The organism is Corynebacterium kalinowskii (genome assembly GCF_009734385.1).
In the GTDB taxonomy this organism is placed as follows: domain Bacteria; phylum Actinomycetota; class Actinomycetes; order Mycobacteriales; family Mycobacteriaceae; genus Corynebacterium; species Corynebacterium kalinowskii.
In genome coordinates this window covers 239,453-264,447 of record NZ_CP046452.1, presented here as the reverse complement: position 1 = coordinate 264,447, position 24,995 = coordinate 239,453, and the positions used below count along the sequence as shown (strand labels likewise).

Below are 24,995 nucleotides of genomic sequence, written 5' to 3'. Positions count from 1 at the left end.
TGTGTTATGAAGAAACGCATCATAGCGGTCTTAGTTCTCGCGCTCGCGATCGTCATCGCAGACCGATTCATTCTTGCACTCACAGAGAAACCATCCGTCGGCCATTTCCGTTCTGCCGAAGGCCGCTCGACATATGTCACTGCATACCAAGATGCGCTCGCGGCCTTCCCACCGGAGCAATCAACGCGGGTTCCCACTAGCTTCGGTGACGCATATCTGCACACCTGGAATACTGCTGCAACAGGCATACCGATTCTCCTCGTTCCAGGGCGAGCCTCCGGCGCCCCGATGTGGAACGAACTGCTGCCCCACCTCGGCACGAACCGACCAGTATTCGCTGTGGACGCCATCGGCGACGCAGGCTTATCGACGCAATCCACTCCGCTCACATCCATGCAGGATCAGGCAGCCTGGCTCGCCGAAGCCATTTCCCATCTAGGCCTCGACGAAGTTCACGTGGTTGGCCACTCCTTCGGCGGGGCCACCGCAGCCGCCCTCGCGATGTACCATCCCGACTTAGTTGCGAGCTTGACGTTACTGGAGCCTGTGTTCGTGTTGCGCAATCTCCCCGCTTCCGCATTCTTTTGGGCCACCGTTGCATCCACACCGCTTCCACAGTCGTGGGTCGATCGCGCGCTCGCTGAAATCGGCGGCACAACTGTGGAAGAGATTCGAGAACGCACCCCAGTTTCGGTCATGATTGATGCTGCCTCAAAGGCATATTCGGCTGCTCTCCCAACACCGAAAGTACTCACGGACTCCGAGCTAGAGCGGCTCAGCATGCCGGTCTACATCGGGATCGCGGATCACAAATCCCTCGCAGGAGGCGCGAAAGCGGCCGAGCGCGCCCAATCTCACCTGCCCGAAAGCACCGTGAAGGTCTGGCCAAACACTACCCACTCGCTTCCGTTCCAGGTCACCGAGAAGCTGGGAAATGAACTGCAGGAGTTCTGGCGCGCCAGCGAAAGTAGCGCCGAACAGCTCCGCCGCTAACTATTACCGCGGTGGCATACGCAGGCCGCCGTCAAGGCGAATCGTCTCGCCGTTGAGGTAGTTGTTGGCCACAATCTGCTCCACGAGCAGTGCATATTCCGATGGCTCAGCCATGCGCGATGGGAACTGCACTCGCGACTCCAACTCCTCGCGGAACTCGTCGGAGACTGACGCCATCATCGGGGTATTAACCACGCCTGGGGCGATGGAGCACACACGGATGCCGAGAGAAGCGAGGTCGCGAGCCGCGGTGATGGTCAGCGCATGAATGCCACCCTTAGAGGAAGCGTACGCAGCCTGACCTACCTGGCCTTCAAAGGCGGCGACGGAGGCCGTCATGATGGCCACGCCTCGCTGCCCATCTGAATCCAATGGCTCCAATTCCGCGACGACTGAAGAAAACGCGGTGAGCACGTTGAACGTACCGATCAGGTTCACCTGAATCGTCTTTGCATACAAGCCAAGGTCGTGCGGACCCTTGCGTCCCATGATGCGCTGGGATGGACAGATGCCAGCGCAGGCCACGAGCAAACGTAGCTCGGCTTCTGCAGCAACCTGTTGCACAGCGGAAGTCACGGCCTCCGGGTCGGTGACGTCGACAGTCCGATAGTTAACGCCCTCAATATCGCCTGCCTGCAGGTCGAATGCATAGACGTTGACGCCGGCGTCGATAAGCGCGCGGGCAGTGGCGGCACCGAGGCCGGATGCGCCGCCCGTGATGATGGCTGCTTTTCCAGTGATATCCATGTCAGTTCCTTAAACGAATGCGGAGGTGCCAGTGACGGCGCGGCCGACGATGAGGGAATTAATTTCGTAGGTGCCTTCATAAGTGAAAAGGATTTCAGCGTCGGACATGAGCTTGGAGGCCTCAAAGTCCGTGCAGATGCCGTTGCCGCCGAAGATGCCACGGGTCGCGGCCGCAGATTCGCGAGCCAGGCGGGTCGTGGTGGCCTTCGCCAGTGCAGCGTGCGGCATGTCCATGTCCCCCTCCTGCTGAATGCGGGCAACCTGGGCCATCATGCTTAGCGACGCCGTTGCGTTGCCAAGGATGCGCACCAGCGGCTCTTGGATGAGCTGGAACTTGGCCAGCGGTCGACCGAACTGCTCACGCTCGAGGGCGTATCTGCGCGCTGCATCGAACATCGCGAGCTGAATGCCAGCACCCTGCCAGCCGACCCACGCACGGGAATTGCGCAGCAGGACGTTGGTAGCGGCGAAGGAGGCGGCACCAGGCAGCTGGTTGGAGGCAGGGATTTCGACGTTCTCGAACTTCAGGTCCGCGTTCTGCATGATGCGCAGACCCATCTTGCGGGAGATTTTGGATTTGGATACGCCGTCGCGATCGAGCTCGACGAGAAAACCCTTGATCTCGTTGTCATCCAGATCGCGAGCGAAAACGAGCGCAAAGTCTGCGAATGTACCAGCGCCGATCCAACGCTTTGCGCCGTTGATGACCCAGCCGTCATTGGTCTTCTTAGCGGTGGTCGCAAGTCCACCCGCAATGTCGGAGCCGTGGTCCGGCTCGGTAAGGGCGAAGCAGCCGACCTTTTCAAACTTGCGCAGGCCGGGCAGCCAGGTGTCTTTCTGTTCTTGGCTGCCCATGGCATTGATAAAGTCCACGATCAGCTCGTTGTGGATGCCTACCAGCGCGGACAGGGACACGTCGGCGCGGGTGACCTCGGCATAGACGAGGCCCTTGAACAGGCGGGAGTCAGAGATGAAGTCGAGCTCGCCGAGGCCGTGCTCAGCCAGCTTGGGCAGCATGTCGAATGGGAGCTCTTCACGGTCCCAGTACTCTCCGACGTTCGGTCGTATCTCGGTTTGCAGGAACTCGTGGATCGACTGAAGCTGCTGCTGTTCCTCAGCAGAGAGCATGTCAGCGACACCGAGAATGTCTGCATGCGGGAACTGGACCTTCGGAAAATCCGCTGCGATGTTTGGCAGGATAGGAGGCATTGTCGTTCCTCTCGGGAGGGTGGAGTAACATAACTAGTACGGTTTCAAAGGTAAGCGTACAGGCTATTGTGCGCCAAGTCACTACTTTCAGGAGTTTTTGTGCTCACCGCACGCCAACGCGAGCTTTTCGACGCCCTCTACACCGACTTTCTATCCCAGGGCTTTCACGACTTCACCGTCGACGGCGCAGTGGCCACCTATCACTGCTCCAAGTCGACGATTTACGCGCTCGGCTCCTCCCGCAATGCCATTATCCGCCGGATCCTGGTCACCTTTTTCAAGGAGGTCACCAGGCAAGTTGACTCCCAACTCACAGGGCTGCGCAGTCACCGCGCGATCCTCGAGGCCTATTTCACGGCTATGACCAGCGCCCTTGAGCATGCCTCTCCTGCATTCATGCGCGACATGGCCACCGAACCCGTAGCGCGCGAGGTGTACGAGTTCAATACCACCGCGGCAACGAAGAAGATTGCTGCCATCATTGAAGAAGGGGTAGCCTCGGGGGAATTCGTAGTGGAATCCCCCGAATTTCTCACCCGCATCATCCAAGGCGCGATGACCGACATTCAGCAAGGAACATACGCCGCCACCTTGCCTTTTTCCGATGCTTACCGCCAGCTCGGACATATTGTCCTCTATGGAGTTTCCGCTTCGCGCTAACTATTTACCCAAACTTCTCGCTTTTAGTTCGATTTGCAACTAAGCTCGGCTGCGTCCTAGATCACAATTGCCCATTGTGGCGGAGCTGGCTCACTTTTAGCCCCGTTCCCCACCGAAGTTGAACTTCAAAGAGGAGCCAAAATGTCGACCCAAACCGAACAATTCCGCGCCGCGCGCGACACACTTATCGAGCACCAGCAGGACTACGCTGCCGCGCGCGAGGCATTTCAGTGGCCTCGCTTCGAGACCTTCAACTTCGCCCTCGACTGGTTCGACCACCTGGCCACTAGCGAAAGCAAGGACGACGAAGCCCTCGTCATCATCGAAATCGACGGCACCGAAACCCGACGCACCTTCGCGCAGCTGAAGGAACGTTCCGACCAGATGGCCAATTGGCTCATCTCCCTCGGCGTGCAGCGTGGCGATCGCGTCATGCTCATGCTCGGCAACCAAGTCGAGTTGTGGGAATCCATGCTCGCCTGCATCAAGGGCGGCTTCGTCATGAACCCAGCCACCGCAATGCTCGGCACCGCGGATCTCCAAGACCGCACTGAGCGCGCAGAGGTCTCTTGGGTGATCGTGAATCCTGAGGATGCCGAGAAGTTCCAGGACGTCACCGGCGACTTCACCGTGATTCAGTGCGGCGACCAAGCCCCGACCCAGGATGCGCATCCGACGATCCAGTTCAATGATTCTTTCCAGGCTCCGGTGGAGTTTGAACCGACCGTCGAAACGCGCGCCGACGAGCTGCTCTTCCTGTACTTCACCTCGGGCACCACCTCGAAGGCCAAGCTGGTGCAGCACACCCACACGTCGTACCCGGTCGGACACCTGACCACCATGTACTGGATTGGTCTGACCCCGCAGGATGTGCACCTCAATGTTGCTGCCCCTGGCTGGGCGAAGCACGCGTGGTCTAACTTCTTCGCCCCTTGGATCGCCGGCGCCACCATCTTCATCTACAACTACACCCGCTTCGACGCTGCCTCCCTCATGGACACCATGGCCCGCGAAGGTGTGACCAGCTTCTGTGCCCCACCGACCGTATGGCGCATGCTTGCCCAAGCTGATCTTTCCCGCTTGAAGACCCCACCGGTTAAATTGGTTGCCGCTGGCGAACCACTCAACCCGGAAATGATCGCTACCGTTGAGCGCGCCTGGGGCACCACCATTCGCGACGGCTTCGGTCAGACCGAATCCTCCCTCCAGATCGCCAACACCCCAGGCCAGCCAGTAAAGCCAGGCTCCATGGGACGCCCACTTCCAGGCATGGATGTGCACCTCATCGACCCAATCACCGGCGAAGAGACCAATCACGGCGAGATCTGTTTGGGGCTCGACCCGCGACCAGTCGGGCTCACCCCGGGGTACTACCAGGCGGATGACAAGAACGAAGAGGTCTTCCGCGACGGCTACTACCACACCGGCGACATCGCTGAGCGTGACGACGACGGGTACATCACCTACGTCGGCCGTGACGATGACGTGTTCAAGGCTTCCGACTACCGGCTCTCGCCGTTTGAGCTCGAGTCCGCAGTAATCGAGCACGAAGCCGTGGCAGAGGTTGCAGTCGTGCCTTCGCCAGATCCGATCCGCCTTGCAGTTCCGAAGGCATACGTGGCGCTTGCTGCGGGATTCGAACCGACGGCGGACACTGCTGAGTCCATCATGAAGCACTGCCGCGAAGCCCTTGCTCCTTACAAGCGCATCCGACGCATTGAGTTTTACGAGCTACCGAAGACGGTCTCCGGCAAGATCCGTCGTGTGGATCTGCGCAAGCGCGAGAACGAAATTCACGCAGCCGACGGCGGTGCCACGTCAGTGTCCTGTGAGTTCGCCGACACGGATTTCCCTTCCCTGAAGGGCTAATCTCGTTGTATGCCCGCTGACCTAGCCATCGTCTCCTCGTTCGTCCGAAACGGACGGCTGCTTGAGGACCGCGCAAACGCGGTCCTCAAGCCCTACGGGATCACATTCTCCCGCTTTGAACTGCTGTCATTGCTACGGCATTCCCGCTTAGGCGCCTTGCCGATGAAAGAAGTCAGCACTTCGTTGTCACTGCCACCAGCATCGGTCACCCATACCGTAGCTTCGCTGGAAAAGGCCGGGCTCGTCTCACGGACACCTTCTCCCACCGATGGGCGGGGCGTCTTGGTGTCGATCACCGACCAAGGCATCGTCCTGGTTTCTGCTGCGACCCCAGTGCTCGAAGAGTGTTTTCGCTTGGTTGAGGTGCCGGGAGTCGGATGACACCGATGAAAGATGCACCACTAACAGCCGCTACCACGGCTAAGAGGCCAGTACAGATCTGTACTGGCCTCTACGCGTGATAACCGAAAAGAGTTACTGACCCTTGAACTCCGGATCGCGCTTGTCCACGAACGCGGCCATGCCTTCCTTCTGGTCTTCGGAGGCGAAGATGGAGTGGAAGGTGCGACGCTCGTACATGATGCCCTGGGTAAGAGTCATCTCGTAAGCAGCGTTGATCTGTTCCTTGACCATGCGCGCGGCCACGAGCGACTTGGAGGCGATGACTTCTGCGGTCCGCATGGCTTCATCGAGCAGGTCAGCAGCTGGCACCACTCGCGCAACGAGCCCCGAAGACAGGGCTTCGTCAGCGTCCATCATGCGACCGGTCAGGCACATTTCCATGGCCTTTGCCTTGCCCACAGCGCGAGTGAGGCGCTGGGAGCCACCCATACCTGGGGTGACACCGAGGTTGATCTCTGGCTGGCCGAACTTGGCGCGGTCGCCTGCGATAATGAAGTCACACATCATGGCTACTTCACAGCCGCCACCGAGGGCGTAGCCGTTGACCGCTGCGATGATCGGGGTTCGCACGGCAGTGAAAGCATCCCAACCCGCGAACCAATCGAGGTTGTACATTTCGGTAGCGCCCTTGGACGCCATCTCCTTGATGTCAGCTCCGGCCGCAAACGCCTTCTCGGAGCCGGTCAAGACGATGCATCCGATCTCTGGATTGGCATCGAATTCACGCGCAGCAGCAGCCACCTCGTGCATCGTTTGATCGTTCAGCGCGTTCAGCGCCTTCGGGCGATTGAGGGTGATGACGCCAACGCGCCCTTCGGTGGTTACCAGAATGTTTTCCATTACAGCTCCTTTTCCAGTGGCGCGAATGCAGCCTCGACCATGTCCGGGGTGACGCCCTCGAGGGTAGCCGGTTGCCACTGTGGCTGCCGGTCCTTATCGATGATCTGCGCCCGCACGCCTTCGGCGAAGTCAGGATTCTTCTGCATATGGCAAGACACCCGGTATTCCTGCGCCAGGGCCTCGGCCAGGGTGAGGGAACGCGCCCGGCGAATCGATTCCAGCGTCACCTTCAGCGCCGTTGGCGAGTTGCGGCGGATCCGCTTGGCGGCATCCGCGGCCCAATCGGAGTCGTGGGCGTCGAGAAGCTCCAGGATTTCCTCGACGCTCTCGGCGCCATAGATGCGGGCCATCTCGACGCGGCGCGGACCGACGCCTACCGTGGCCTCTTCTGCATGCTTTTCGACATCCCCGACCTGGCCGGACTCGCAAAGGTCAGCGACGAGGGCTTCGATCTTTGAATCGGGAACCAGGTAGTCGGCCATGCCGGCCTCGATAGCCTCGGCGCCACCCTCATGGATGCCGGTGAGCCCATAGTGAATACCCAAGTTATCCGGGGCGTGGCCCAGCAGCCACGTTCCCCCGACATCCGGGCAGAATCCGATGCCGGTTTCCGGCATACCCAGTCGGGTGGAGTCGGTGACGATGCGGTGCGAGCCGTGCGCGGAAATACCTACGCCGCCACCAAGAACAATGCCGTTCATGATCGCCACGTACGGCTTCGGAAACTGCGAAATGAGCAGGTTGAGGCGGTATTCGTCGCGCCAGAAGTCGGCGCCAGCGTGGCCGTCGTTCAGTGCGTCTTCGCGTAGGGCGGCGACATCGCCACCGGCGCACAGACCTCGGTCGCCGGCACCGCGGACGATCACGAGCTGGACGGTGTCGTCATCACGCCAGTCCTCCAGGATGCGTTCCATGTCGAGAGCCATTTCGTGGCTGAGGGCATTCAGGGCCTTCGGGCGATCGAGGGTGATGATCCCGGCGTGGCCTTTGATTTCACTGCGGATCATGGATTTGCCTCCAGCAAAATGGCCTCGCCTTGGCCACCGCCACCGCACAGCGATGCGCCGACCTTCTTTGCCTCACCGTTGGCGAGGCGGTGCGCGAGGTGTGCGACGAGGCGAGCACCGGATGCACCGATCGGGTGACCCAGAGCAATCGCGCCGCCGCATGGGTTGACCTTGTCCAGGCTGATACCCAGCTCACGGGCCGAGCAGATGCCGACGGCGGCGAAGGCTTCATTGAACTCAACAACGTCAAGGTCTGCCGCCGTCCAGCCTTCGCGGTCGAGCGCCTTCTTGATCGCGTTTGCTGGCTGTAGCTGCAGGGATGCGTCCGGACCTGCAACCTGGCCGACGGAGCGGAGCACAGCCATGATCGGCCAGCCTTCCTTGTCTGCGCGCTCACGCGTGGTGAGAACGACGGCGGCAGCGCCATCAGAAATCGGAGAAGAGCTGCCGGCGGTGATGGTGCCGTCCTTGGTGAATGCCGGGCGCAGACCAGCCATCGATTCCTTGGTGGTGCCAGCGCGAATGCCCTCATCCTCGGAAACGGTGACATCTCCCTTGCGGCTGGAGATGGTCACGGGGACGATCTCACGGGCGAGCTTGTCACGGTTCGCCTCGGCCCGGATGTGGGAGTTAGCCGATACCTCGTCCTGCTCTTCGCGGGTGGCCTGGTAGGTCTCAGAGAACTGCTCGGTGAGCTCACCCATGGAGATCTCCTGGGCAGCATCGGTGAGGCCGTCCCATGCCATGTGGTCTTTCATGGAAACATCGCCGTACTTGGTACCGGTACGGGACTTGCCGAGCAGGTGGGGCGCGTTGGACATGGACTCCATGCCGCCAGCTACTACGACCTCGGCTTCGCCGGAGCGAATGAGGCGAGCGGCGTCGATAACCGCAGTCAGGCCAGACAGACACACCTTGTTCACAGTGTTGGTGTGCGCTGTCGCCGGAACGCCTGCGCCGAGAGCGGCCTGCTTGGCCGGGTTCTGACCCGCGCCAGCCTGCAGCACCTGGCCCATCACCACGGCCTCGACCAGGTTCGGATCGATCTTGTTTTGAGCTAGAGCACCCTTGATGGCGTGAGAGCCGAGCTCTGTGGCCTTCAAGCTGGACAAACCGCCGAGGAGCTTGCCGAACGGGGTTCGGGCTGCACCAACGATGACAACTTCACTGGTCATGACACACCTTCTTCTACGGTACGAATTTGTTTCCAACCGTACCGCCCTTACGTGATCTGCGCCACTACTTTGAGTGAATTGTTAGAAATTACGCCACCGAGCAACCCGGAAAGCAAACAAAAATCACCCCTACCTGGCATCAGAGTTCACGAATCGATGCCGGGTAAGGGTGATTTTTAGCCACAAACAGACTTGCCGGGATTAACCGCACTTCACGATCGGCTGCGGGTCATACACAGTGGTGAAAGTTTCGCGGGAAACCTCTACGCCGGAGAGGTTACGAATCACGCGAGTGTCGGCGGTAGTGAACCCCGGCGCGCCACTAGAAGGCGAGCAAGATTCGCCCGGCACTTTCATTTCCTTTGGCTGGGTTGGCGCCCAACGCCCACCGGAAATCGATTCAACATCGACGGTCTTCACGCCCTTGAGCGCGACCGTGACCGAATCGCCGGACACTCCTGCAGAGATCATGACTGGGTACTGGGAGGTGTTCTTAAACACCAAGTCGATGGCACCGTCGTAGACGGTGGCCTCGCGACCAGCTGGGTAACGGGAGATGTAATAGCTGTGCGGCGTGTGGGCCACATCCTCCATGCCGGCGAAGTAATACGCGTTGTACAACGTGGTGGCGAACTGCGAAATGCCACCACCAATAGCTTTGTCGGCGTGGCCATTCATGATGATGCCGGACTCGACAAATCCTTGGGCAGCGCCACGAGGGCCCGTCCAGTTATTGAGGGAGAAGGTCTCACCTGGGGCGACGATGGCGCCGTCGACAAGCGCTGCGGTCTTGGCGATGTTCACACCAGACGGGCCAGAGAATCCGCTGGTCGTGAACGAACCGATGGTGTCATTGAACGTGGCCTTCTCCGCCATTTCGGTGGTGAAGGTCGCCTTCTCATCGATGTACACGGCTTCGAAGGTACGCGGCTGATCGCCGGTCACCCGCTGTGGGAAGTCGGCCATGACCTTTTCCCAATCCACCTTTACGCCATCTGCGGAAGGGGTGATAGTTCGGCTGCCGCCCGAGTAGGAGATGGTGGCGTTTTTCTTCTTGACCTCAGTCTTGGACAGGTTCTCTGCCAAGATCGCCTGCGCAGTCTCTGCGTTAATCTCGGTCTTTAGCCCGCCTTCGAACGGCACAAAGGCGACAACTTCGTGCATGCGGTCCAGCGGAATCTCACCCTTGATCCCGTCCCGGCCGGTCGCCACAATCGGTGCTGAGATCGCCTTGGCAGCATCCCCCTCGGCGATCTTCTTCATGTCCGCCGCATCAATGTCCGGGGTGACTACCTCGGGTTCAACTAAAACTCCGGCAGGATTGAGCCAATTTTCCACCAGTTCAGTGCGCAGGGAATCGATAGCAACGTTTTGGCCGTCGATAGGCGCGCTCTGGTTCACCTTCCCGCCGTGAACACTGACTGCGCCATCGACGGGCGCAACGGTTAGGTCCCGCTTCACGCGCTCCAATTCTGGGGCCAGCGCCGCTTCGGACACGTCACTCGCGATGCCCACCTCGTGCTCCGTAAAGAACGAGGTCACTCGGTCGATCGGGTTCAGCGAAGGCTTGCCCGCGGAGCGGATCGTCTCTTCCCAGTTCACGGTGAGACCTGCAGCCGCCGGCTCGAGCCGAGACTGCTTCATCCCAGCGGTGACCATGACGGGCTCGTTCACGCGGGCGGACAGTTCCGCGGACAACTTCTCACTCGCAGCTTCGGGAGACATACCACCCACGGACACTCCCGCGACGGTCGTGCCACGCGGAACCTGATCCTGAGTCAGCAGGAAATCAGCGCCGTACAAGACGGCGCTCAGGCCGAGGAGACCACCGACGACAGCAGTGGTGATCTTCAGGCCGCGTCGCTTGGACGGAGCAGCCTTTTGAGAGTTCGTCATACGCGTTCCAGGGGATCAGTGACAGTAAGTTCCACTCACTTTAGTAAGTCACCTCGCGTTTGTCCTAGTCAGTGTGCAGTTGTAGGCGCACCCGCAGCGCAGAATCCTCCAGCTGAGGGAGCGGATACACCCCATTCGATACCGCCGCATCAACCTCATCGATGGCGCGGGGGAGATTCGCCGTGGAGATCCACAGCGCGCAATCCGCACCAGCTTTCAGCGATGCCAGCACTGCTGCCGGAGTGCCCATCCGGTTGGTAATGGCTCGCATACCGGAAAGGTCATCAGTGTAAATCACTCCCCGATACGGCTCACCACCTGGGTAATCACCGCTGCGGAGCAAGGCATAGGCCGCCGGGTTGATGCTGGACGGGCTCGCATCACCGAGCCCGGGCACGCGCACATGCCCGACCATGACGGCTCCTGGAGCTTCCCGCAGCGCAGGGCCATAGGGTGCCAGGTCAACTCGCTTCACGTCTTCCAACGGGGGCGAGGTGACATCTTGGAAGTGTGAATCTCCGGAGGCCCGGCCATGGCCTGGAAAATGCTTATAGACGGGGCGGACTCCGGCGTCGTTAAGCCCGCGTGCAAACGCAGCGCCGTAGGTCGCAGCAACGGCTGGGTCGGCGGAGAAGCTGCGGTCGCCGATCGCGCCATTCGACGCGCCATTATCGACGTCCAGCACCGGGGCGAAATCCACTGTGATGCCCTTAGCGCTGAGCCCTTGCCCTAAATGCTGCGCGATGGCGCGCGCTTCTTCAGGGCTTTTCGTGTTTGCTATCTCGCGGGGTGACGGGACGGAACCGAACAATGCGGGTTGGCGCTGAACCCGCCCGCCTTCGGCATCGATCGACACCTCGAAGGGCCGGCCGATTCGCTCGCGGAGCGCAGCGATGTTGCGGCCGGGCTCGGTAAGCAACGCCGGGTCGGTCCAGGAACCGATGAAGATTCCGCCCACGCCCTGTTCGAGAGCAAAGACGGCGTCATCGAAGTTGCGCACGCCCACCATCATGAGCGACGCCACCTTGGCGCGCTGGTCAGTGGGCAGTTCAGCGCGGGCGCGCTGCAGCGCGGCCACGCTGACCCCAAAGCGCTCGGCTTCCTGCAATTCAGCGTGTTCCCTGGTGATGCGCTGCTGCTGGGCAAGCATGGTGACCAGCGCAGAATCCGGGCCAAAGGTCTGTTCCGGCTCGTCTGCAGTTTCTACAGCTGCGCACCCACCGACACTGACGGAGAGGGCTGCGAGCAACGCGATCAGTCGCATTTTCTCGTCCTTTCCGGGTTGCCTTAGGGATTCGTGCAGGTTTCAAGTTTGCCAGACATCGCCCCGATCGGTTGATTAGGCTTTGCTATACAAGGACTACCCCAACCCAAGAGTGAGAATATATTTCATGCACCCGTCTAGTGAACCCGTCATCCTCGTCGCCTTCGATGGTTCAGCCGAGTCCAGGCGCGCACTGGAATACGGTGCCAAGTTGCTGCGTCCTTCCCACGTGGAGATCCTCACGGCGTGGGAACCCTTGCACCGCCAGGCCGCTCGCGCCGCTGGAGGGGCCGGAATGATGCAAACCGATTTCTCCAGCGCCGTCGAATCCGCTGACAATGACGACCCCGCCTACGTCCACGCGCTCGAGACCTGTCAGGAGGGCGTTGCACTCGCTGAGTCACTTGGACTGAAAGCTCACGCCCACCTCGTGGAATCCGCCACCTCAATCTGGAGCGCGCTGGTGGACGCCGCCAAGGAACTTTCCCCCGATGCCATCGTTACCGGTACCCGTGGCATCAAAGGCATTCGTTCCCTATTTACTTCTTCCACAGCGGACAACCTGGTGAGCAACGCGGGTTTGCCGGTATTGATCGTTCCTCCTGAAGAGTCAGACTTGGTATAGTTCGCCCTATGGCTTTGGAAACCGATTCCCTTACCCGCCGCAGCATCGGCCCCGCGCTGGCTAGCGCCGTGGTCGGTCTTGTCGTGGGCGTGGCCGCCGTTATCGGCGTGGCTACGGTGTCGAATCAGGACTCCCTCCCTGCTGGCCCTGTCGCCAATGCGGATACTGCGCTGCTAGGCGGCCCGGAGTATGGCTCGCGCCAGTAAGCACATTCTCGGCTGGTTACTGCTCGGCATCATCAGCTTCCTGCAAACCCCGGGCCGTACAGTTGCCGATACCAAACACGACCTTGTTGCCAACCCGGGTGGTTTCCTGAGCGGTGCCCTCCACGCCTGGACTGACATCTTCCCGTTGGGGCAGCTGCAGAACCAGGCCTATGGCTACCTTTTCCCCCAGGGACTATTCTTCCTGCTCACTGACCCGCTCCCAGACTGGGTCGCGCAGCGCCTGTGGTGGTGGCTCGTACTCGGCGTCGGTTTCTCCGGCTTTTTGCTGCTCGTGCAACGCCTGCGCATCGGGCAACCGTGGTGGCAGTTCCTCGGCGCATTGCTCTATGCCCTGTCTCCGCGCACAATCAGCACCCTAGGCGCGATCAGTTCGGAAACCTGGCCGATCATGCTGGTGCCATGGGTACTGCTTCCCCTGGTCGGTCATCGCCCGCGCGCCCGCGATGTGGCGGCATCGGTACTAGCAGTGGCGTGCATCGGCGCCGTGAATGCCACTGCTACGGCGGCGGCGTGTGTGCCTGCTTTCCTCGCACTGCTACTGGCCCGCGCATGGCGACCGTTGGGACTGTGGCTGCTCGGCTGCGCCACTGTGTCCCTCTGGTGGCTCGGACCGCTGCTGATCCTAGGCAAGTACTCCCCGCCGTTTACCGACTTCATCGAAAGCGCCTACGTCACCACCCGCTGGCTCTCACTCGTCGAAATACTGCGCGGCGCCAGCTCTTGGGCACCCTTCGCCGACTCCGAACGCCTCGCGGGCACCCTCCTTGCCACCAGCCCCTACTTCGTCATTCTCACCGTGGCGGTGGCAGTTATCGGTCTCGCCGGGCTTATCGACGCCCCCCACCGGCGCCTCTGGCTCACCATGGTGTGCGTCGGCGCGCTCATCATGGGCGCCGCCCACGGCCCGGTTAGCGAGGCGTACCTCAGTTTCCTCGACGGTGCCGGCGCACCGCTGCGCAACGTCCACAAGTTTGACGCGCTGGTTCATCTGCCAGTGATCGTGGGCTTCGTGCATCTGTCATCGACGATCCGGCTGCAGGATCGAGGGCGTCGATTAGCTGCTGCTGCCCTGCTGACCTTGGTGGCGGTGGGTTCGATGGCTCCGGCATGGACCGGACGATTAGCCCCACGAGGCAGCTACGAGCAGGTTCCGGACTACTGGATGGCGGCCGCCGATTGGCTCAATGAGAACGCCAGCGGCACCCGAACAGTCATCCTGCCGCAAAGTTCTTTCGCCCGGCAGCACTGGGGTTGGACGCGCGATGAGCCACTGCAACCGCTCCTGGATGTGCCGTGGGTGGTGCGCGATGCTGTTCCGCTGGTGCCTCCAGAGGCGATCCGCGGGCTGGACGGGCTGATGGCCGAGCCGTCAGCGGAAGGGTTCGCACGCCTCGGTGTTGGTGTGGCAGTGGTGCGCCATGACCTGGCGGGGCTGACGAACTCGCATGCACTGGTTCAGTCGTTTGAAGACGAGGGTTTTCCAGTGCATTCTTTTGGCGAGGTGGACATCGTGGAGTTTGATCGCGCCCTGAACATGCAGGTAGCACCTGCTGAAACGGTGCGTGTCGCTGGCGGTGGCGAATCCCTCGCGTTGCTGGATCCGAGCGCCTATGAGCTGGTGTCTGAAAAAGCGGAGATCGTCACCGACACTCCGCAGCTGGTCAGCCGCAACTACGGCAGCGTATGGAACGCGCAGTCGGCGCCCCTGGCATCGCCTGACGAAGGCTCGGACGTGCGCAACAAGGTGCGCGACTATCCTTCCGTCGGCCCACTGTCGCGCATCCGGGAGGGCTCCGCTGCGGTGGAAGTGTCCTCCTCCGGAGCCGATGCCACGGCCTTTGGTGGTGCGGACCCGGCGCGCGCCGCCACCGCTGCGGTCGACGGGTCCGCCGATACCGCCTGGTACCCGGCCCCCGGCCAGCAGGAGGGCGCAACATTCACCATCCGTGGGGAATTTGTGGATCCGGTTGTGGAGGTGCTCACCGAGGGCTCTCCGGTAGTACTCACTTTCAGTAGCGGCGACATGCGTGTGAACAAGGTCGTGCACCCAGGGCAACGGATGCGGGTGGAACTGCCACTGCAGCACGCCACCGACATCCGCATCACACTCGGCGCATCGGCAGAGCCAGTGGGGCTGGCGGACGTCAGCGCGCCGGGCCACGATCTACGCCGGGTGTTGGAGGTTCCCGACACCTCCCCGAACGTGCAGAAGTTCCTCTTCCAGCGGGCATTTGTGGACACCGGCTGGATTCATCGCGTCTTCACCGCTCCCCGCGAGATGAGTGTTCGCATCGATGCTGCCTCCTGCGACGAGGAACCCGCCACCGCCAACCCGACCGGCGTAACCGACGATTTCCTCCTCGACGGTTCTCCAGTGTCCTGCGGCCAATCGATCACGTTGAGCCCCGGTCAGCACGAGCTGTCCACCACCGCTCGTTGGATCACCCTCACCACGCCGGATTTCTCGCTGCCGCCAGCGCCGACCCCGATTGCTGGATCTGTACCGGTTTCGGCCGCTCCGCAGCTACTGATCACGGGCCGGGCATTCAACGAAGGCCTGCGCGCCACGGTCGGCGGCGCCACCGTTGAGCCTCGCCTTATCGACGCCGCCACCCAGGCCTACCTCATCCCTCCAGGGGTGCACGGGCAGGTGGAGCTGTCCTTTGTCGGCGACAAGGCTTACCGGCTTTCCCTATTCGGTGGCCTGGCTCTCGCTGCGGCGACTGCGTTGTTATGTCTAGTGGTGCTGCGGCGGTCACCGCGCCGCGACGAGCCTCTTGAGTTGGGCGGAGCGCCCACCGCCTTGGGACTCATAACGCTACTCATCGTGGGCGGCTGGGTTGGCGCAGTAGCTGTTGCACTGGCCTGGGCCATCGTGGGCTTCACCCTGATTTCCGATCGGCTGCTGGCTGCCCTCGGAATGGGGCTGGCTGGCCTGTGGCTGGCACATGCGCCGTGGCCAAGCGCGGGATACGCGGGCGATCAGTGGTTCGTGACGCTGGCCTGCTGTGTGTCCTTGGCTGCGCTGTTGATGCCTGCGCAGCTCCGGAGGACAGTCACTGAAGCAGTGTGATCGCTAGGCTTCCGCACCCCGGGGTGCCCGCATTGCTCCGACAAAGAGGAATACCAAGCCAATGGCGGCCACGATGCAGAGCAATCTCGCGGTGCTCGTCACTGGGCCGGAACCCATGTAGAGGATTTCGCGGCCAGATTCTGCGATCATGCGAATCGGGTTCCACGGGTAGATCCAGTCCCGCCAAAAGGCCGGTACGAATTCCTTTGGCAGGGACATGAACCCCATTCCGGAGATGAGAGTCAGAGCAGGGATGGCGATGCCAGCCTTGCCGAACAGTGCGATCGAACCAACACTCAATGAGCCCACGACAAAGCTAGCGAACGTGAGGAAGAGGAAGGTGGTGAGGTAAGGAACACTGATCGGGGAAAGGACTGCGAAGATCCCGATTCCGACCAAGCCCACGATGAGGTTCATGGTGAGCAGCGCTGCTAGTCGCTTGCCTAGGCCTTTGACGCCGCGGGCCAGCAAGACGCTGCCGATGAGGGATGGGATGAAGGTGAGCAGCACGAAGAGTGCGGGCAGGAAGGATCCGGCCAGGCCAAGGTCTGAAGGGATCGGGTTGGTGTAGCTCACGATGATCTTCGGGTTGGCCTTGGCGGCGGCGTCGAGAAGCTGGGAGACCATGGGATGCTTGCCCTGATTGATGTCCATGTGGATGCCGTCGGGGCCAGGCTCGTAGATGGCGTAGTAGTCGGCGATTTCTGGGCGTTGGTCCACGACCGTGGCCTCCAGCAGTGGGTTCTGCTCGAGTGCGACAACGAACGGGCTGGCTGCTGGGGCGACCACGGCCACTGGAATGTTCGCTGGCTTCATGCCAATCATGGGGGCGAAGACGCAGCTCAGGGCGATCATGATGAGGGCCGCGATGGCCGATGGCTTGATGAGGTTTTTGATCACGTTAACTCCTTTAAGAAACGGTGCGTATCTAAACATAACTCCCCACTTTAAGAAACGCAACGTATCTTATGTATGCTGGGGATATGAGCCAACAGACCCGCCGCACTGGAGAGCAGCTTCTCGACGCCATCGCCGACGCCGTCCTTTCCGAAATCAAAGCCGTCGGCTACCAAGGGGTCACGTACGAGGGCGTCGCCCGGCGCGCCCAAACGAGCAAACCGGTGCTCTACCGGCGCTTCCCGACCCGCCCCGAGATGGTTTACGCCGCCATCGCTCGGCGTGCGACCTTCCAGTTGGCCTCTCACAACTTCCCCACGTTGCGGGAGAACCTCATCGCAACGCTGCGCTTGGTGCGCGCCAACGTCGATGAATTGGGAATCGACACGTCAATGGGTTTGATTGCTGAGTCGACTCCAGAGCTGCGAGCCAAGATTTCCGGCAGCGCGTTTTCTCCCGCCCTGCAAGCAATCGGCCACCATGTAGCCAGCGCGGTTGAGCGCGGTGAACTCCCGTGCCCAATAACGTCAGAACGCCTGATTCGGTTGCCGTTTAGCTGTCTCATGATCGAACTGCTGTCCCAGGGAACCGCTAGCGATGACACCATCGAGGACATCGTCGACACGATTGTCCTGCCTACCTACCGCGCCGTCCCCACCGAGCAACCGGACGCTCCACAAAGTAGTAACTAGCGGCCGCCACCGGCACGGTCAGCAACACCGTCACCAGCAGCACCAACCAGAAATTCCCACTAAAGGGCAGGATTCCGAGCAGCGGAAACACCCAAGACAGCATCGGCACGTGCCACAGAAAAATGCCGTAGGACCAGGCGCCCAGCAATCGCATGGTACGAGAGCTCAGCACACCTGGGCGTTGCCCCCAGGCCACAGGTAGAAAGAACAGCGCGCCGAAGACAGCGCCAGCGAGGACGCGACGCAAGAATTCCCCTGGCGTTGGGTGAACCAAGCCAAGCGGACCGAACCAAGGCTGGGCCGCTACCCACGCCACCACCAGTGCTAACACCCAATACGGCCAGACCGGCCCCGGCACAAACACCCGACCTTCCAACTCAGCAGCGATGAGCCCTATGGCAAACCACAGCGCGTAGGAAATGGGGAAGATTTGTAGGTTTGCCATGCCCGGCGCAGGACTGGCCACCACGAAGGGCAGAAAAGACCAGCCGAGGGAAAGCGCGCTGAAGGTAAGGATGAGGGCGATGCGGTGGCGGGGTTGGTGGCGTCGTAAAGCGAGCGCGATGAGGGGCAGCACCAGGTAGAACGCCGCCTCCACGCAGAGCGACCACAAGTGGGTGAGGCCCGGCGCGAGGGCATCAGGGACGTAGATCTGCGCCAGAAACAGGTTCGCCACCACTGCTGCTGAACCGGTGCCGAAAGCATCAGGAAGCAGGAGGAACACGCCGGCCACGGTGAGCCAATAAGCAGGCAGAATGCGCAGGGCGCGGTGCCACAGGTAGCCGCGCCAATCAGCTGTCATTCGGTAACGACGCCACAGCAGGAATGCGGACAGCGCAAAAAAGACGGGAACAAAGAAATCGAAGCGCGCGAGGATCGAATCCGGGCGCACACCCGTCTGGAAGGCAACGTGGGTGAGCATGATGCCGAAAGCCGCCACGGCGCGCAGCCCCTCGAGCGAGGGGATGAATGAGGAGGACGCCCGGTAAGCTTGACCCGTTGACACTTGTTCCTCCTTTGACCTCTTGGATCCTAACGGAAAGGCGCGCCCGGTGACGAAAAAAGCCAAAGCTGCGTTGGCATTCACCCTGGCACTGGCGCTACTTCTACTCAGGTCAGTCGGACCGAACCTGGCCACTGAGCAGGTGCGCCTGCTGCCCGTCGATGAATCCCTGCAGATCACTTCGGAGCCGGCCGACGCCACGCTTTTCGACGCCACCGCCTGGAACAACCGCACCCCACTCGTGGACTCACCTGAGTGCGTCACTACTCTTGCTCTCGATTGCTTCCTTGCCCACCCACTGGTGAGCAACTCGAAGAAGATTACCGCTCACCAGAGCGATAATCCCAAGGAAGCGCTGTATGTGGTGGATGAATCGATGAGCACCGATTCTGGTCAGACCTTGTTCACCTCACAGGACAGTGTCCGTTTGATCCGACACTCGTCCTTTCCTGTGGACCAGCCGGTGGCTTCCCTGAAGTCCGAGTCCCCGTTGCCCGGCTTTACGCACGACTCCTCCGCGCAGGTCCGTGATGGCCTGCAGTATTCTTTCCCGTTCGCTACGGAATTCCGCAGCTTCCGTTACTTTGACAAATTCTCGGCCACTACAACCCCGATTGATTTCCAAGACCGTGAAACCATTGGCGGCGTGACGGTATACCGCTTCCATCAAAAACTTGACCCCATTGAGTTGGGGACCGGTACTATCAAAGGCCTGGCGAACCAGTTCTACAGCCCGGAAGAAATCGCGACGCAGGGACTGACTGCAGGCAACACCGTGGTGATGAACCAGTACTACTCCATGACCCGAACACTGTGGGTCGAGCCCAAAACCGGCACGATCGTCGATAGCCTCGAGATCCCGCACGTTTTTCTGGCACGAGACGCAATCGAAGCGCAGCAGGTATCTGTTGATTCCGGACTTACGCTGTTCAACGCAACGCTGCGTTGGGACGAGCCGACCACCAAGGCGATGTGGGAGCGCGCTTCCGATGGCCTGACCACCCTTAAGACGGTGTCCGTCGCACTGCTCTTCGCGACCATCGCTTCGGCCGCCCTTGTTGTGCTTGGAATCTACTACCTGCGTCGCCGGGACTAAACGTGGTGCAGCGCATGAAGCTCTCGCTGTGGCCCGGTCTGGCGGTGGCCTGGTCAGTGCTGCTCATCGGCTCACTGCTGTGGCCGTTCGCGCTGCCCGGAATATTGCTGCACCGGGACATGGCGGTGATCGCCCACCCGGCCTTGTCCGAATCCGCGCTTGGCTTCGGTGACCTCCCTGCCCGCAATGCTCCGCAGGACGGACTGCTTGCACTCGTCGGCACGGTGATCGATGCCTCCTGGTTTGCCCGCGGTCTCCTCGTCATAGCCGCCACACTCGGTGCCCTCGGCGCTGTCCACGTCGCGCGTCACTGTGCTGCCAGCAAGCCCGCGACCCTGCTGGCTCTGACGATCACCCTGGTTAACCCCTTCGTGGTCGAACGCCTGCTGCAGGGACAGTGGTCGCTGGTGATCGCCGCCTGGCTTCTGCCGGGAATTGCCGTGTGGTCGCTCTCCGGCACCTACCGTCTGCTCCTTCCTGCGATGTGGCTCGCCTCCCTCACCCCAACGGGCGCCGTTGTCGCGCTGATTGTCGCGCTCACCGCCGCTTTTCGACGCCCCATCCTCGCCTACGGGCTCCTGCTAACGCTCCCCTGGCTCATCCCGAGCATCCTCGCCGCTCCCCCGGCCCTCCCCGCAGGTGGCAGCAGCTTCGCAGCGCGCGCCGAGCACCTCGTGGGCACGGTCGGCGCCGTCCTGGGCTTGGGCGGAATCTGGAATAGCGCCGCAGTCCCCGCTTCCCGAGAGTCCGGCTTCGCCTTGGCAGGCGTGCTCCTGTTCGTCATCCTGGCTAGTCAGATGCGTCGAATTCCGAAGCGCCTGACCGCGCTGGCCATTTTCGGCATCTGCGGGGCGATCCTCCTCACCTTTGCGCCCCGCCTGGCGGAAACCCTCGTCGGCGCTGTTCCCGGCGCGGCGCTGTTCCGTGACTCCCACAAACTCGTTTTGTTCGCCATCCCGGCGTACGCGTTCCTCGCCGCGCGCGTCAGGCCCGTTTCCCTCGTTGTGGTGGGACTGCTAGCTGCGGTGCTGCACGTGTGGGACGCGCCGTTGGCCGTCGACAAGCTACAGCCGGTGCCCGAACCGCCCACCCTGGCCACGCTGCAGGAAGCGGCGAAGGGACGCGATGTGTTCGTGCCTGGGCTCGGCACCTTGACCCGCGATGGATCAGTGAACCCGCTGGTCAAGGCGGTGTCGATGGTGGAAAATGGGGAGCTGCGCGTGGATGGCACGCTTGTCGACGCCCCGTCCCCCCGCTTCACCCAAGCCACCGAGCTCTACAATCGGGGCGACCTCGAGGGTCTCGCTTCGCTCGGCGTTGGGGTGATCTACGACGGCGCAGTGACCGAACTGGCACCGCCGACTCGGCCGAGCTGGCGCTGGTGGCTGGGCCTTAGTTTGCTGCTGAGCTGGCTTGCTTTGGGGGCAGCGAGCCTGCTTGTACCCGCTCGAGCACGTCGAGCACCTGCTGGCCAGTAAGCTCCCAGGAAAACTCCGCCGAACGTTCCTGAGCGGCGCGGCCGAGATTTTCACGGCACTCCGGATCCGTGATCAGATCAAAGGTTGCGCGGATGAGCTCGGCTTTATCGCGGACCAGAATGCCGGTGCGACCATCGTGGATGGAATCGCGCAAGCCAGCCGAATGTCGGTAGCCGATGGTCGGCACGGCGTGCTGCCCTGCCTCCATGACTGCCAAACCCCATCCTTCTTTACGACTCGGCATGAGCTGAACCGCCGCGCGATCAAGGAGGGCATGCTTGGTCTGCTCGGACACATGACCGTGGAAGATCACTCGATCACTCACCCCGATGGACTTCGCGTAGTCGCGCAGTTGCTTCTCCCACCAGCCCGAACCGATGACGTCTAGGACGACGTAGTGCTGCGGTGACAGGGCAGCGACCACGTCCATCGCGTGTTCAATTTGCTTGTGCGGCACGAGGCGCGACAATGTCACCAGGTGCAGTTTGTCGTCCTGCTTCAACGGTTCGAATACTGGCAGCGGATCGAGGCCATTTCGGACAATGGAGATCCGCTCAGAGGCGACTCCGAGCTCGGTGAGCTCCTGCGCCGATGGCTCTGACACCGTGATGTACTGCGATGCCCGATATGCCCACGGCGCGATTCGGCTTTCCAAGAACCAGCCCACGCGGGCGAGAAACGGGCCGGCTACCGGCCACTGTTCGCGGTGGCAATGGTGCGTCAGCACGACGGTCGGGCGACGCAGCCACCACGTGGCAAAGAACGGGATTCCGTTTTGGGTATCCACCACAACGTCTACATCCCGGTACCGGCCAAGCAGCATCTCCAGCGCTGCTGTCACATATACGGACATCCGTCCGCCCCGACGCAGGAACTGCACCCCACCCTTGTATTGTCGGTGTGGCTGACCGGGGATGCTGGCCGTGCGGTAGCGAACGCGGTGGCCCTGAGCAGCTAGGTACTCGGCCACCCGTTCCAGGTATCGTTCGCTGCCGCCACCTTGAGGGTGTTCGGTGTCGCGCCAGCACAGCAAAAGAATGTTCATGACTGTGCACAGCCTACAATGCTCTTGTGCCGAAACTGAATCACGCCCGCCGCTTGGCGACGCTGGGTCGATCCCTCCGGTTGCTCAGCTCCTTCCCCACCGAGCAAACGGCCCCCAACCGCTTTTACAGTGATCTGGCAGCCGACACCTACGCTCAGCTCGATGCCCTGTCTAGAGATATTCGCGGAGTCGAGCTGGCTGGCTCCCGCGTCCTCGATGTCGGCGGCGGCCCCGGTTATTTCGCCGATGCTTTTGCCAACACTGACTACGTCAGCGTGGAACCATCCGCAGTCGAACTCCATGCAGCCGGGCTGCCTCATGTTTCCAGTGTCCGCGCTGACGGCCAGTGCCTGCCCTTCGCAGCTGATTCTTTCGACATGGTTTATTCCTCCAACGTGGCCGAGCATGTGCCTGAGCCCTGGACAATGGGCTCAGAAATGCTGCGAGTTACCCGCCCCGGCGGGCTCGTCGTCCTCAGCTACACCGTCTGGCTCGGGCCATTCGGCGGGCACGAGACGGGGCTGTGGCAACACTACGTGTCAGGGGCCTGGGCACGTGACCGCTACACGCGGACGCACGGACACCCACCCAAGAACGTCTTTGGGGAATCTCTGTTTGATGTGTCTTGTGCCGAAGGCATCCGCTGGGCGCGCTCGTTGCCTGGCGCCACCTGCGTCGGACTGTTCCCCCGTTACCACCCGCGGTGGGTCTGGTGGCTGGTCCATATTCCTGTGCTCCGCGAATTCCTGGTCAGCAACCTGGTTATCGTGCTTCAGAAAGACTAGAAATGCCGAATCTGGTTAAGCAAACCATCGCATTTCGGCGATTTCTACAGTCTGCTTAACCAGATTCGGCGGTGGGTGCTAGGAAGCGTCAGCGATGCGCTTCTTCAGAGCCTCGAACTGTGCGTGGATCTCTGCAGGAACCTTTGGTCCCAGGAAGGTGAGCCACTCTTCATTGTCGGCGACATCGTTTGCCCACTGCTCGGCTGGAGCAGACAGGGCTTCCTTGACGTCCTCGACTGGGGTGTCCAGGCCGGTGAGGTCCAGATCCTCAACTCGTGCGGTAAGACCAGCAACGGTCTCTTCGGCTTCGACGCGGCCTTCAACGCGGTCGATGATCCACTTCAGCACGCGGGAGTTGTCGCCGAAGCCAGGCCACAGGAAGCGACCGTCTTCGCCACGGCGGAACCAGTTGACCAGGAAGATAGCTGGCATCTTGTCGCCACCCTTGCGGCCCATGTCGATCCAGTGCTGCAGGTAGTCACCGGCGTTGTAACCGATGAATGGCAGCATGGCCATTGGGTCGTGGCGCAGGGAACCAACCTTGGCTTCAGCAGCGGCAGCGGTCTGGCCGGAAGCCAGCAGGGTACCGATCATGGTGCCGTGCTCCCAGTCGAATGCCTGGGTGACCAGTGGCACGGTGTCTGGGCGACGGCCACCGAAGAGGATGGCGTCCAGTGGGACACCCTTCCAATCGTTGTACTCCGGTGCAGCAACTGGGCACTGTGCGATTGGGACGCAGTAGCGGGAGTTCGGGTGAGCTGCGAGCTCGCCGGACTCTGGGGTCCACTCGTTACCCTTCCAGTCGATGAGGTGCTCAGGCTTGCCCTCGAGACCTTCCCACCACACATCGCCGTCATCAGTGAGCGCAACGTTGGTGAAAATTGCGTTGCCCGGCTCCATGGTGCGCATTGCGTTCGGGTTGGAAGCGTAGTTGGTGCCTGGAGCAACGCCGAAGAAGCCATTTTCTGGGTTCACAGCGTAGAGGCGACCATCTTCGCGAATGTGCAGCCATGCGATGTCATCGCCGAGGACCTCTGCGGTCCAGCCTTCAATCGTCGGCTGCAGCATGGCCAGGTTGGTCTTGCCACATGCAGATGGGAAGGCAGCGGCGACGTGGTAGCTCTTACCCTCTGGGGAGTTGAGCTTCAGGATGAGCATGTGCTCAGCCATCCAGCCTTCGTCGTGTGCCATAGCAGAAGCGATACGCAGTGCGTAGCACTTCTTAGCCAGGATGGCGTTTCCGCCGTAGCCGGAACCGTAGGACCAGATCTCGCGGGTCTCAGGGAACTGGGTGATGTACTTGGTGTCGTTGCATGGCCATGCAACGTCTTCCTGGCCTGGCTCAAGTGGAGCGCCGACGGAGTGCAGGGCACGCACGAACTCGCCGTTCTCGCCGATCTTGTCCAGTGCTTCCTTACCCATGCGGGTCATGATGCGCATGGACATCACAACGTAGGCGGAGTCAGTGAGCTGGACACCGAGCTTTGGTTCTGGATCGTCGATAGGCCCCATGCAGAAAGGAACGACGTACATGGTGCGACCCTTCATCGCGCCCTTGTAGTGCTCCAGCATCTCTTCCTTCATGGCAGCTGGCGGAGCCCAGTTGTTGGTAGGGCCAGCGCCCTCCTCGGTCTCGGTGCAGATGAAGGTGCGGGACTCAACGCGAGCCACGTCAGATGGGTTGGAACGTGCGAGGAAAGAGTTTGGTCGCTTTTCGTCGTTGAGCTTGGTGAAGGTACCGGCTTCGACCAGCTCCTGACCGAGTCGTGCCCACTCTTCCTCGGAGCCGTCAGCGAAGACGACCTTGTCCGGGGTGAACAACTGAGCCGCATCTGCAATCCAGCTCAGCAGCTCTTCGTTTTTAGTTGGGGCGGTACCCTCAAGGCCCTTAATTGCAGCAGCGGTCATCGCTTCTCCTGACTTTTCGATACCCGACTCCCAACCGATCGCTGGGTCGACGAATACCGGCTCGTTTACCGTTCTCTAAACAAGACTAGTCACATCCACAACAT

At 61.3% G+C, this 24,995-nt stretch carries 22 protein-coding genes; 11 read left to right on the top strand and 11 right to left on the bottom strand.

Annotated elements, in window-relative coordinates; genetic code table 11:
• The first annotated feature begins 6 nt into the window (after positions 1–6).
• Entirely contained in the window at positions 7–993 is a 987-nt protein-coding gene (locus tag CKALI_RS01245) for an alpha/beta fold hydrolase (protein ID WP_156191581.1), read from the top strand.
• A gap of 3 nt (positions 994–996) precedes the next feature.
• Here the strand turns inward: CKALI_RS01245 and CKALI_RS01240 are convergent, their stop codons facing one another.
• Both CKALI_RS01240 and CKALI_RS01235 read right to left on the bottom strand, forming a co-directional pair.
• Entirely contained in the window at positions 997–1,740 is a 744-nt protein-coding gene (locus CKALI_RS01240; protein WP_156191580.1) for an SDR family NAD(P)-dependent oxidoreductase, read from the bottom strand.
• 9 nt (positions 1,741–1,749) lie between these two features.
• Positions 1,750–2,949, bottom strand: coding sequence for an acyl-CoA dehydrogenase family protein (locus CKALI_RS01235; protein ID WP_156191579.1), 1,200 nt, complete (start codon positions 2,947–2,949; stop codon positions 1,750–1,752).
• A 99-nt stretch (positions 2,950–3,048) separates the two neighbouring features.
• Here CKALI_RS01235 and CKALI_RS01230 point away from each other — a divergent pair, with 99 nt between their 5' ends.
• The 3 genes from CKALI_RS01230 to CKALI_RS01220 all read left to right on the top strand — a co-directional run bounded on the left by CKALI_RS01230 (position 3,049) and on the right by CKALI_RS01220 (position 5,859).
• The gene (locus tag CKALI_RS01230) at positions 3,049–3,609 is read left to right on the top strand and encodes a TetR/AcrR family transcriptional regulator (protein ID WP_156191578.1); all 561 of its coding nucleotides are present in this window, start codon (positions 3,049–3,051) and stop codon (positions 3,607–3,609) included.
• A gap of 141 nt (positions 3,610–3,750) precedes the next feature.
• The gene (locus tag CKALI_RS01225) at positions 3,751–5,478 is read left to right on the top strand and encodes an AMP-binding protein (protein ID WP_156191577.1); all 1,728 of its coding nucleotides are present in this window, start codon (positions 3,751–3,753) and stop codon (positions 5,476–5,478) included.
• A 9-nt stretch (positions 5,479–5,487) separates the two neighbouring features.
• A complete protein-coding gene (locus CKALI_RS01220; RefSeq protein ID WP_156191576.1) occupies positions 5,488–5,859 on the top strand; it encodes a MarR family winged helix-turn-helix transcriptional regulator in 372 nt (123 codons plus the stop codon).
• Positions 5,860–5,952: 93 nt separating this feature from the next.
• On the opposite strand, the gene CKALI_RS01215 is transcribed toward CKALI_RS01220, so the two are convergent.
• From CKALI_RS01215 to CKALI_RS01195, 5 genes are all read right to left on the bottom strand, one after another.
• Positions 5,953–6,720: an enoyl-CoA hydratase gene (locus tag CKALI_RS01215; protein ID WP_156191575.1), complete on the bottom strand. Its 768-nt coding sequence runs from the start codon at positions 6,718–6,720 to the stop codon at positions 5,953–5,955.
• The gene (locus CKALI_RS01210; protein WP_156191574.1) at positions 6,720–7,727 is read right to left on the bottom strand and encodes an enoyl-CoA hydratase/isomerase family protein; all 1,008 of its coding nucleotides are present in this window, start codon (positions 7,725–7,727) and stop codon (positions 6,720–6,722) included. The genes CKALI_RS01215 and CKALI_RS01210 overlap by 1 nt, the downstream gene beginning before the upstream one ends.
• The gene (locus CKALI_RS01205; RefSeq protein ID WP_156191573.1) at positions 7,724–8,902 is read right to left on the bottom strand and encodes an acetyl-CoA C-acetyltransferase; all 1,179 of its coding nucleotides are present in this window, start codon (positions 8,900–8,902) and stop codon (positions 7,724–7,726) included. The genes CKALI_RS01210 and CKALI_RS01205 overlap by 4 nt, the downstream gene beginning before the upstream one ends.
• Before the next feature lie 201 nt (positions 8,903–9,103).
• Entirely contained in the window at positions 9,104–10,798 is a 1,695-nt protein-coding gene (locus tag CKALI_RS01200) for a VanW family protein (protein ID WP_156191572.1), read from the bottom strand.
• 64 nt (positions 10,799–10,862) lie between these two features.
• A complete protein-coding gene (locus tag CKALI_RS01195) occupies positions 10,863–12,062 on the bottom strand; it encodes a glycoside hydrolase family 3 N-terminal domain-containing protein (protein WP_156191571.1) in 1,200 nt (399 codons plus the stop codon).
• 127 nt (positions 12,063–12,189) lie between these two features.
• Here CKALI_RS01195 and CKALI_RS01190 point away from each other — a divergent pair, with 127 nt between their 5' ends.
• Genes CKALI_RS01190 through CKALI_RS01180 form a run of 3 tightly spaced genes read left to right on the top strand, consistent with a single transcriptional unit; the run spans position 12,190 to position 15,987 of the window.
• The gene (locus tag CKALI_RS01190; RefSeq protein ID WP_156191570.1) at positions 12,190–12,687 is read left to right on the top strand and encodes a universal stress protein; all 498 of its coding nucleotides are present in this window, start codon (positions 12,190–12,192) and stop codon (positions 12,685–12,687) included.
• Between the two features lie 8 nt (positions 12,688–12,695).
• A complete protein-coding gene (locus tag CKALI_RS01185) occupies positions 12,696–12,893 on the top strand; it encodes a DUF2613 domain-containing protein (RefSeq protein ID WP_156191569.1) in 198 nt (65 codons plus the stop codon).
• The gene (locus tag CKALI_RS01180) at positions 12,877–15,987 is read left to right on the top strand and encodes an alpha-(1->3)-arabinofuranosyltransferase domain-containing protein (RefSeq protein ID WP_156191568.1); all 3,111 of its coding nucleotides are present in this window, start codon (positions 12,877–12,879) and stop codon (positions 15,985–15,987) included. Before CKALI_RS01185 ends, CKALI_RS01180 begins: the two co-directional genes overlap by 17 nt.
• Before the next feature lie 3 nt (positions 15,988–15,990).
• On the opposite strand, the gene CKALI_RS01175 is transcribed toward CKALI_RS01180, so the two are convergent.
• Positions 15,991–16,887, bottom strand: coding sequence for a hypothetical protein (locus CKALI_RS01175; protein WP_156191567.1), 897 nt, complete (start codon positions 16,885–16,887; stop codon positions 15,991–15,993).
• 83 nt (positions 16,888–16,970) lie between these two features.
• Between CKALI_RS01175 and CKALI_RS01170 the strand changes: the two genes are divergently transcribed.
• Complete coding sequence (locus tag CKALI_RS01170) at positions 16,971–17,576, top strand: TetR/AcrR family transcriptional regulator (RefSeq protein ID WP_197079734.1); 606 nt, start codon at positions 16,971–16,973, stop codon at positions 17,574–17,576.
• On the opposite strand, the gene CKALI_RS01165 is transcribed toward CKALI_RS01170, so the two are convergent.
• Positions 17,521–18,582, bottom strand: coding sequence for an acyltransferase family protein (locus CKALI_RS01165; RefSeq protein ID WP_231580499.1), 1,062 nt, complete (start codon positions 18,580–18,582; stop codon positions 17,521–17,523). The two genes, CKALI_RS01170 and CKALI_RS01165, sit on opposite strands and share 56 nt — an antisense overlap.
• 46 nt (positions 18,583–18,628) lie before the next feature.
• Between CKALI_RS01165 and CKALI_RS01160 the strand changes: the two genes are divergently transcribed.
• Positions 18,629–19,675: a DUF3068 domain-containing protein gene (locus tag CKALI_RS01160; protein WP_197079733.1), complete on the top strand. Its 1,047-nt coding sequence runs from the start codon at positions 18,629–18,631 to the stop codon at positions 19,673–19,675.
• A 14-nt stretch (positions 19,676–19,689) separates the two neighbouring features.
• Positions 19,690–21,153 (top strand): hypothetical protein, encoded by a 1,464-nt coding sequence (locus CKALI_RS01155; RefSeq protein ID WP_156191564.1) that lies wholly within the window; start codon positions 19,690–19,692, stop codon positions 21,151–21,153.
• Here the strand turns inward: CKALI_RS01155 and CKALI_RS01150 are convergent.
• Positions 21,068–22,198: a glycosyltransferase family 4 protein gene (locus tag CKALI_RS01150; RefSeq protein WP_156191563.1), complete on the bottom strand. Its 1,131-nt coding sequence runs from the start codon at positions 22,196–22,198 to the stop codon at positions 21,068–21,070. The two genes, CKALI_RS01155 and CKALI_RS01150, sit on opposite strands and share 86 nt — an antisense overlap.
• A 35-nt stretch (positions 22,199–22,233) precedes the next feature.
• On the opposite strand from CKALI_RS01150, the gene CKALI_RS01145 reads away from it, so the two are divergent.
• Entirely contained in the window at positions 22,234–22,983 is a 750-nt protein-coding gene (locus CKALI_RS01145) for a class I SAM-dependent methyltransferase (RefSeq protein WP_156193612.1), read from the top strand.
• Between the two features lie 78 nt (positions 22,984–23,061).
• On the opposite strand, the gene CKALI_RS01140 is transcribed toward CKALI_RS01145, so the two are convergent.
• Positions 23,062–24,891, bottom strand: coding sequence for a phosphoenolpyruvate carboxykinase (GTP) (locus CKALI_RS01140; protein WP_156191562.1), 1,830 nt, complete (start codon positions 24,889–24,891; stop codon positions 23,062–23,064).
• Between the last annotated feature and the right edge of the window lie 104 nt (positions 24,892–24,995).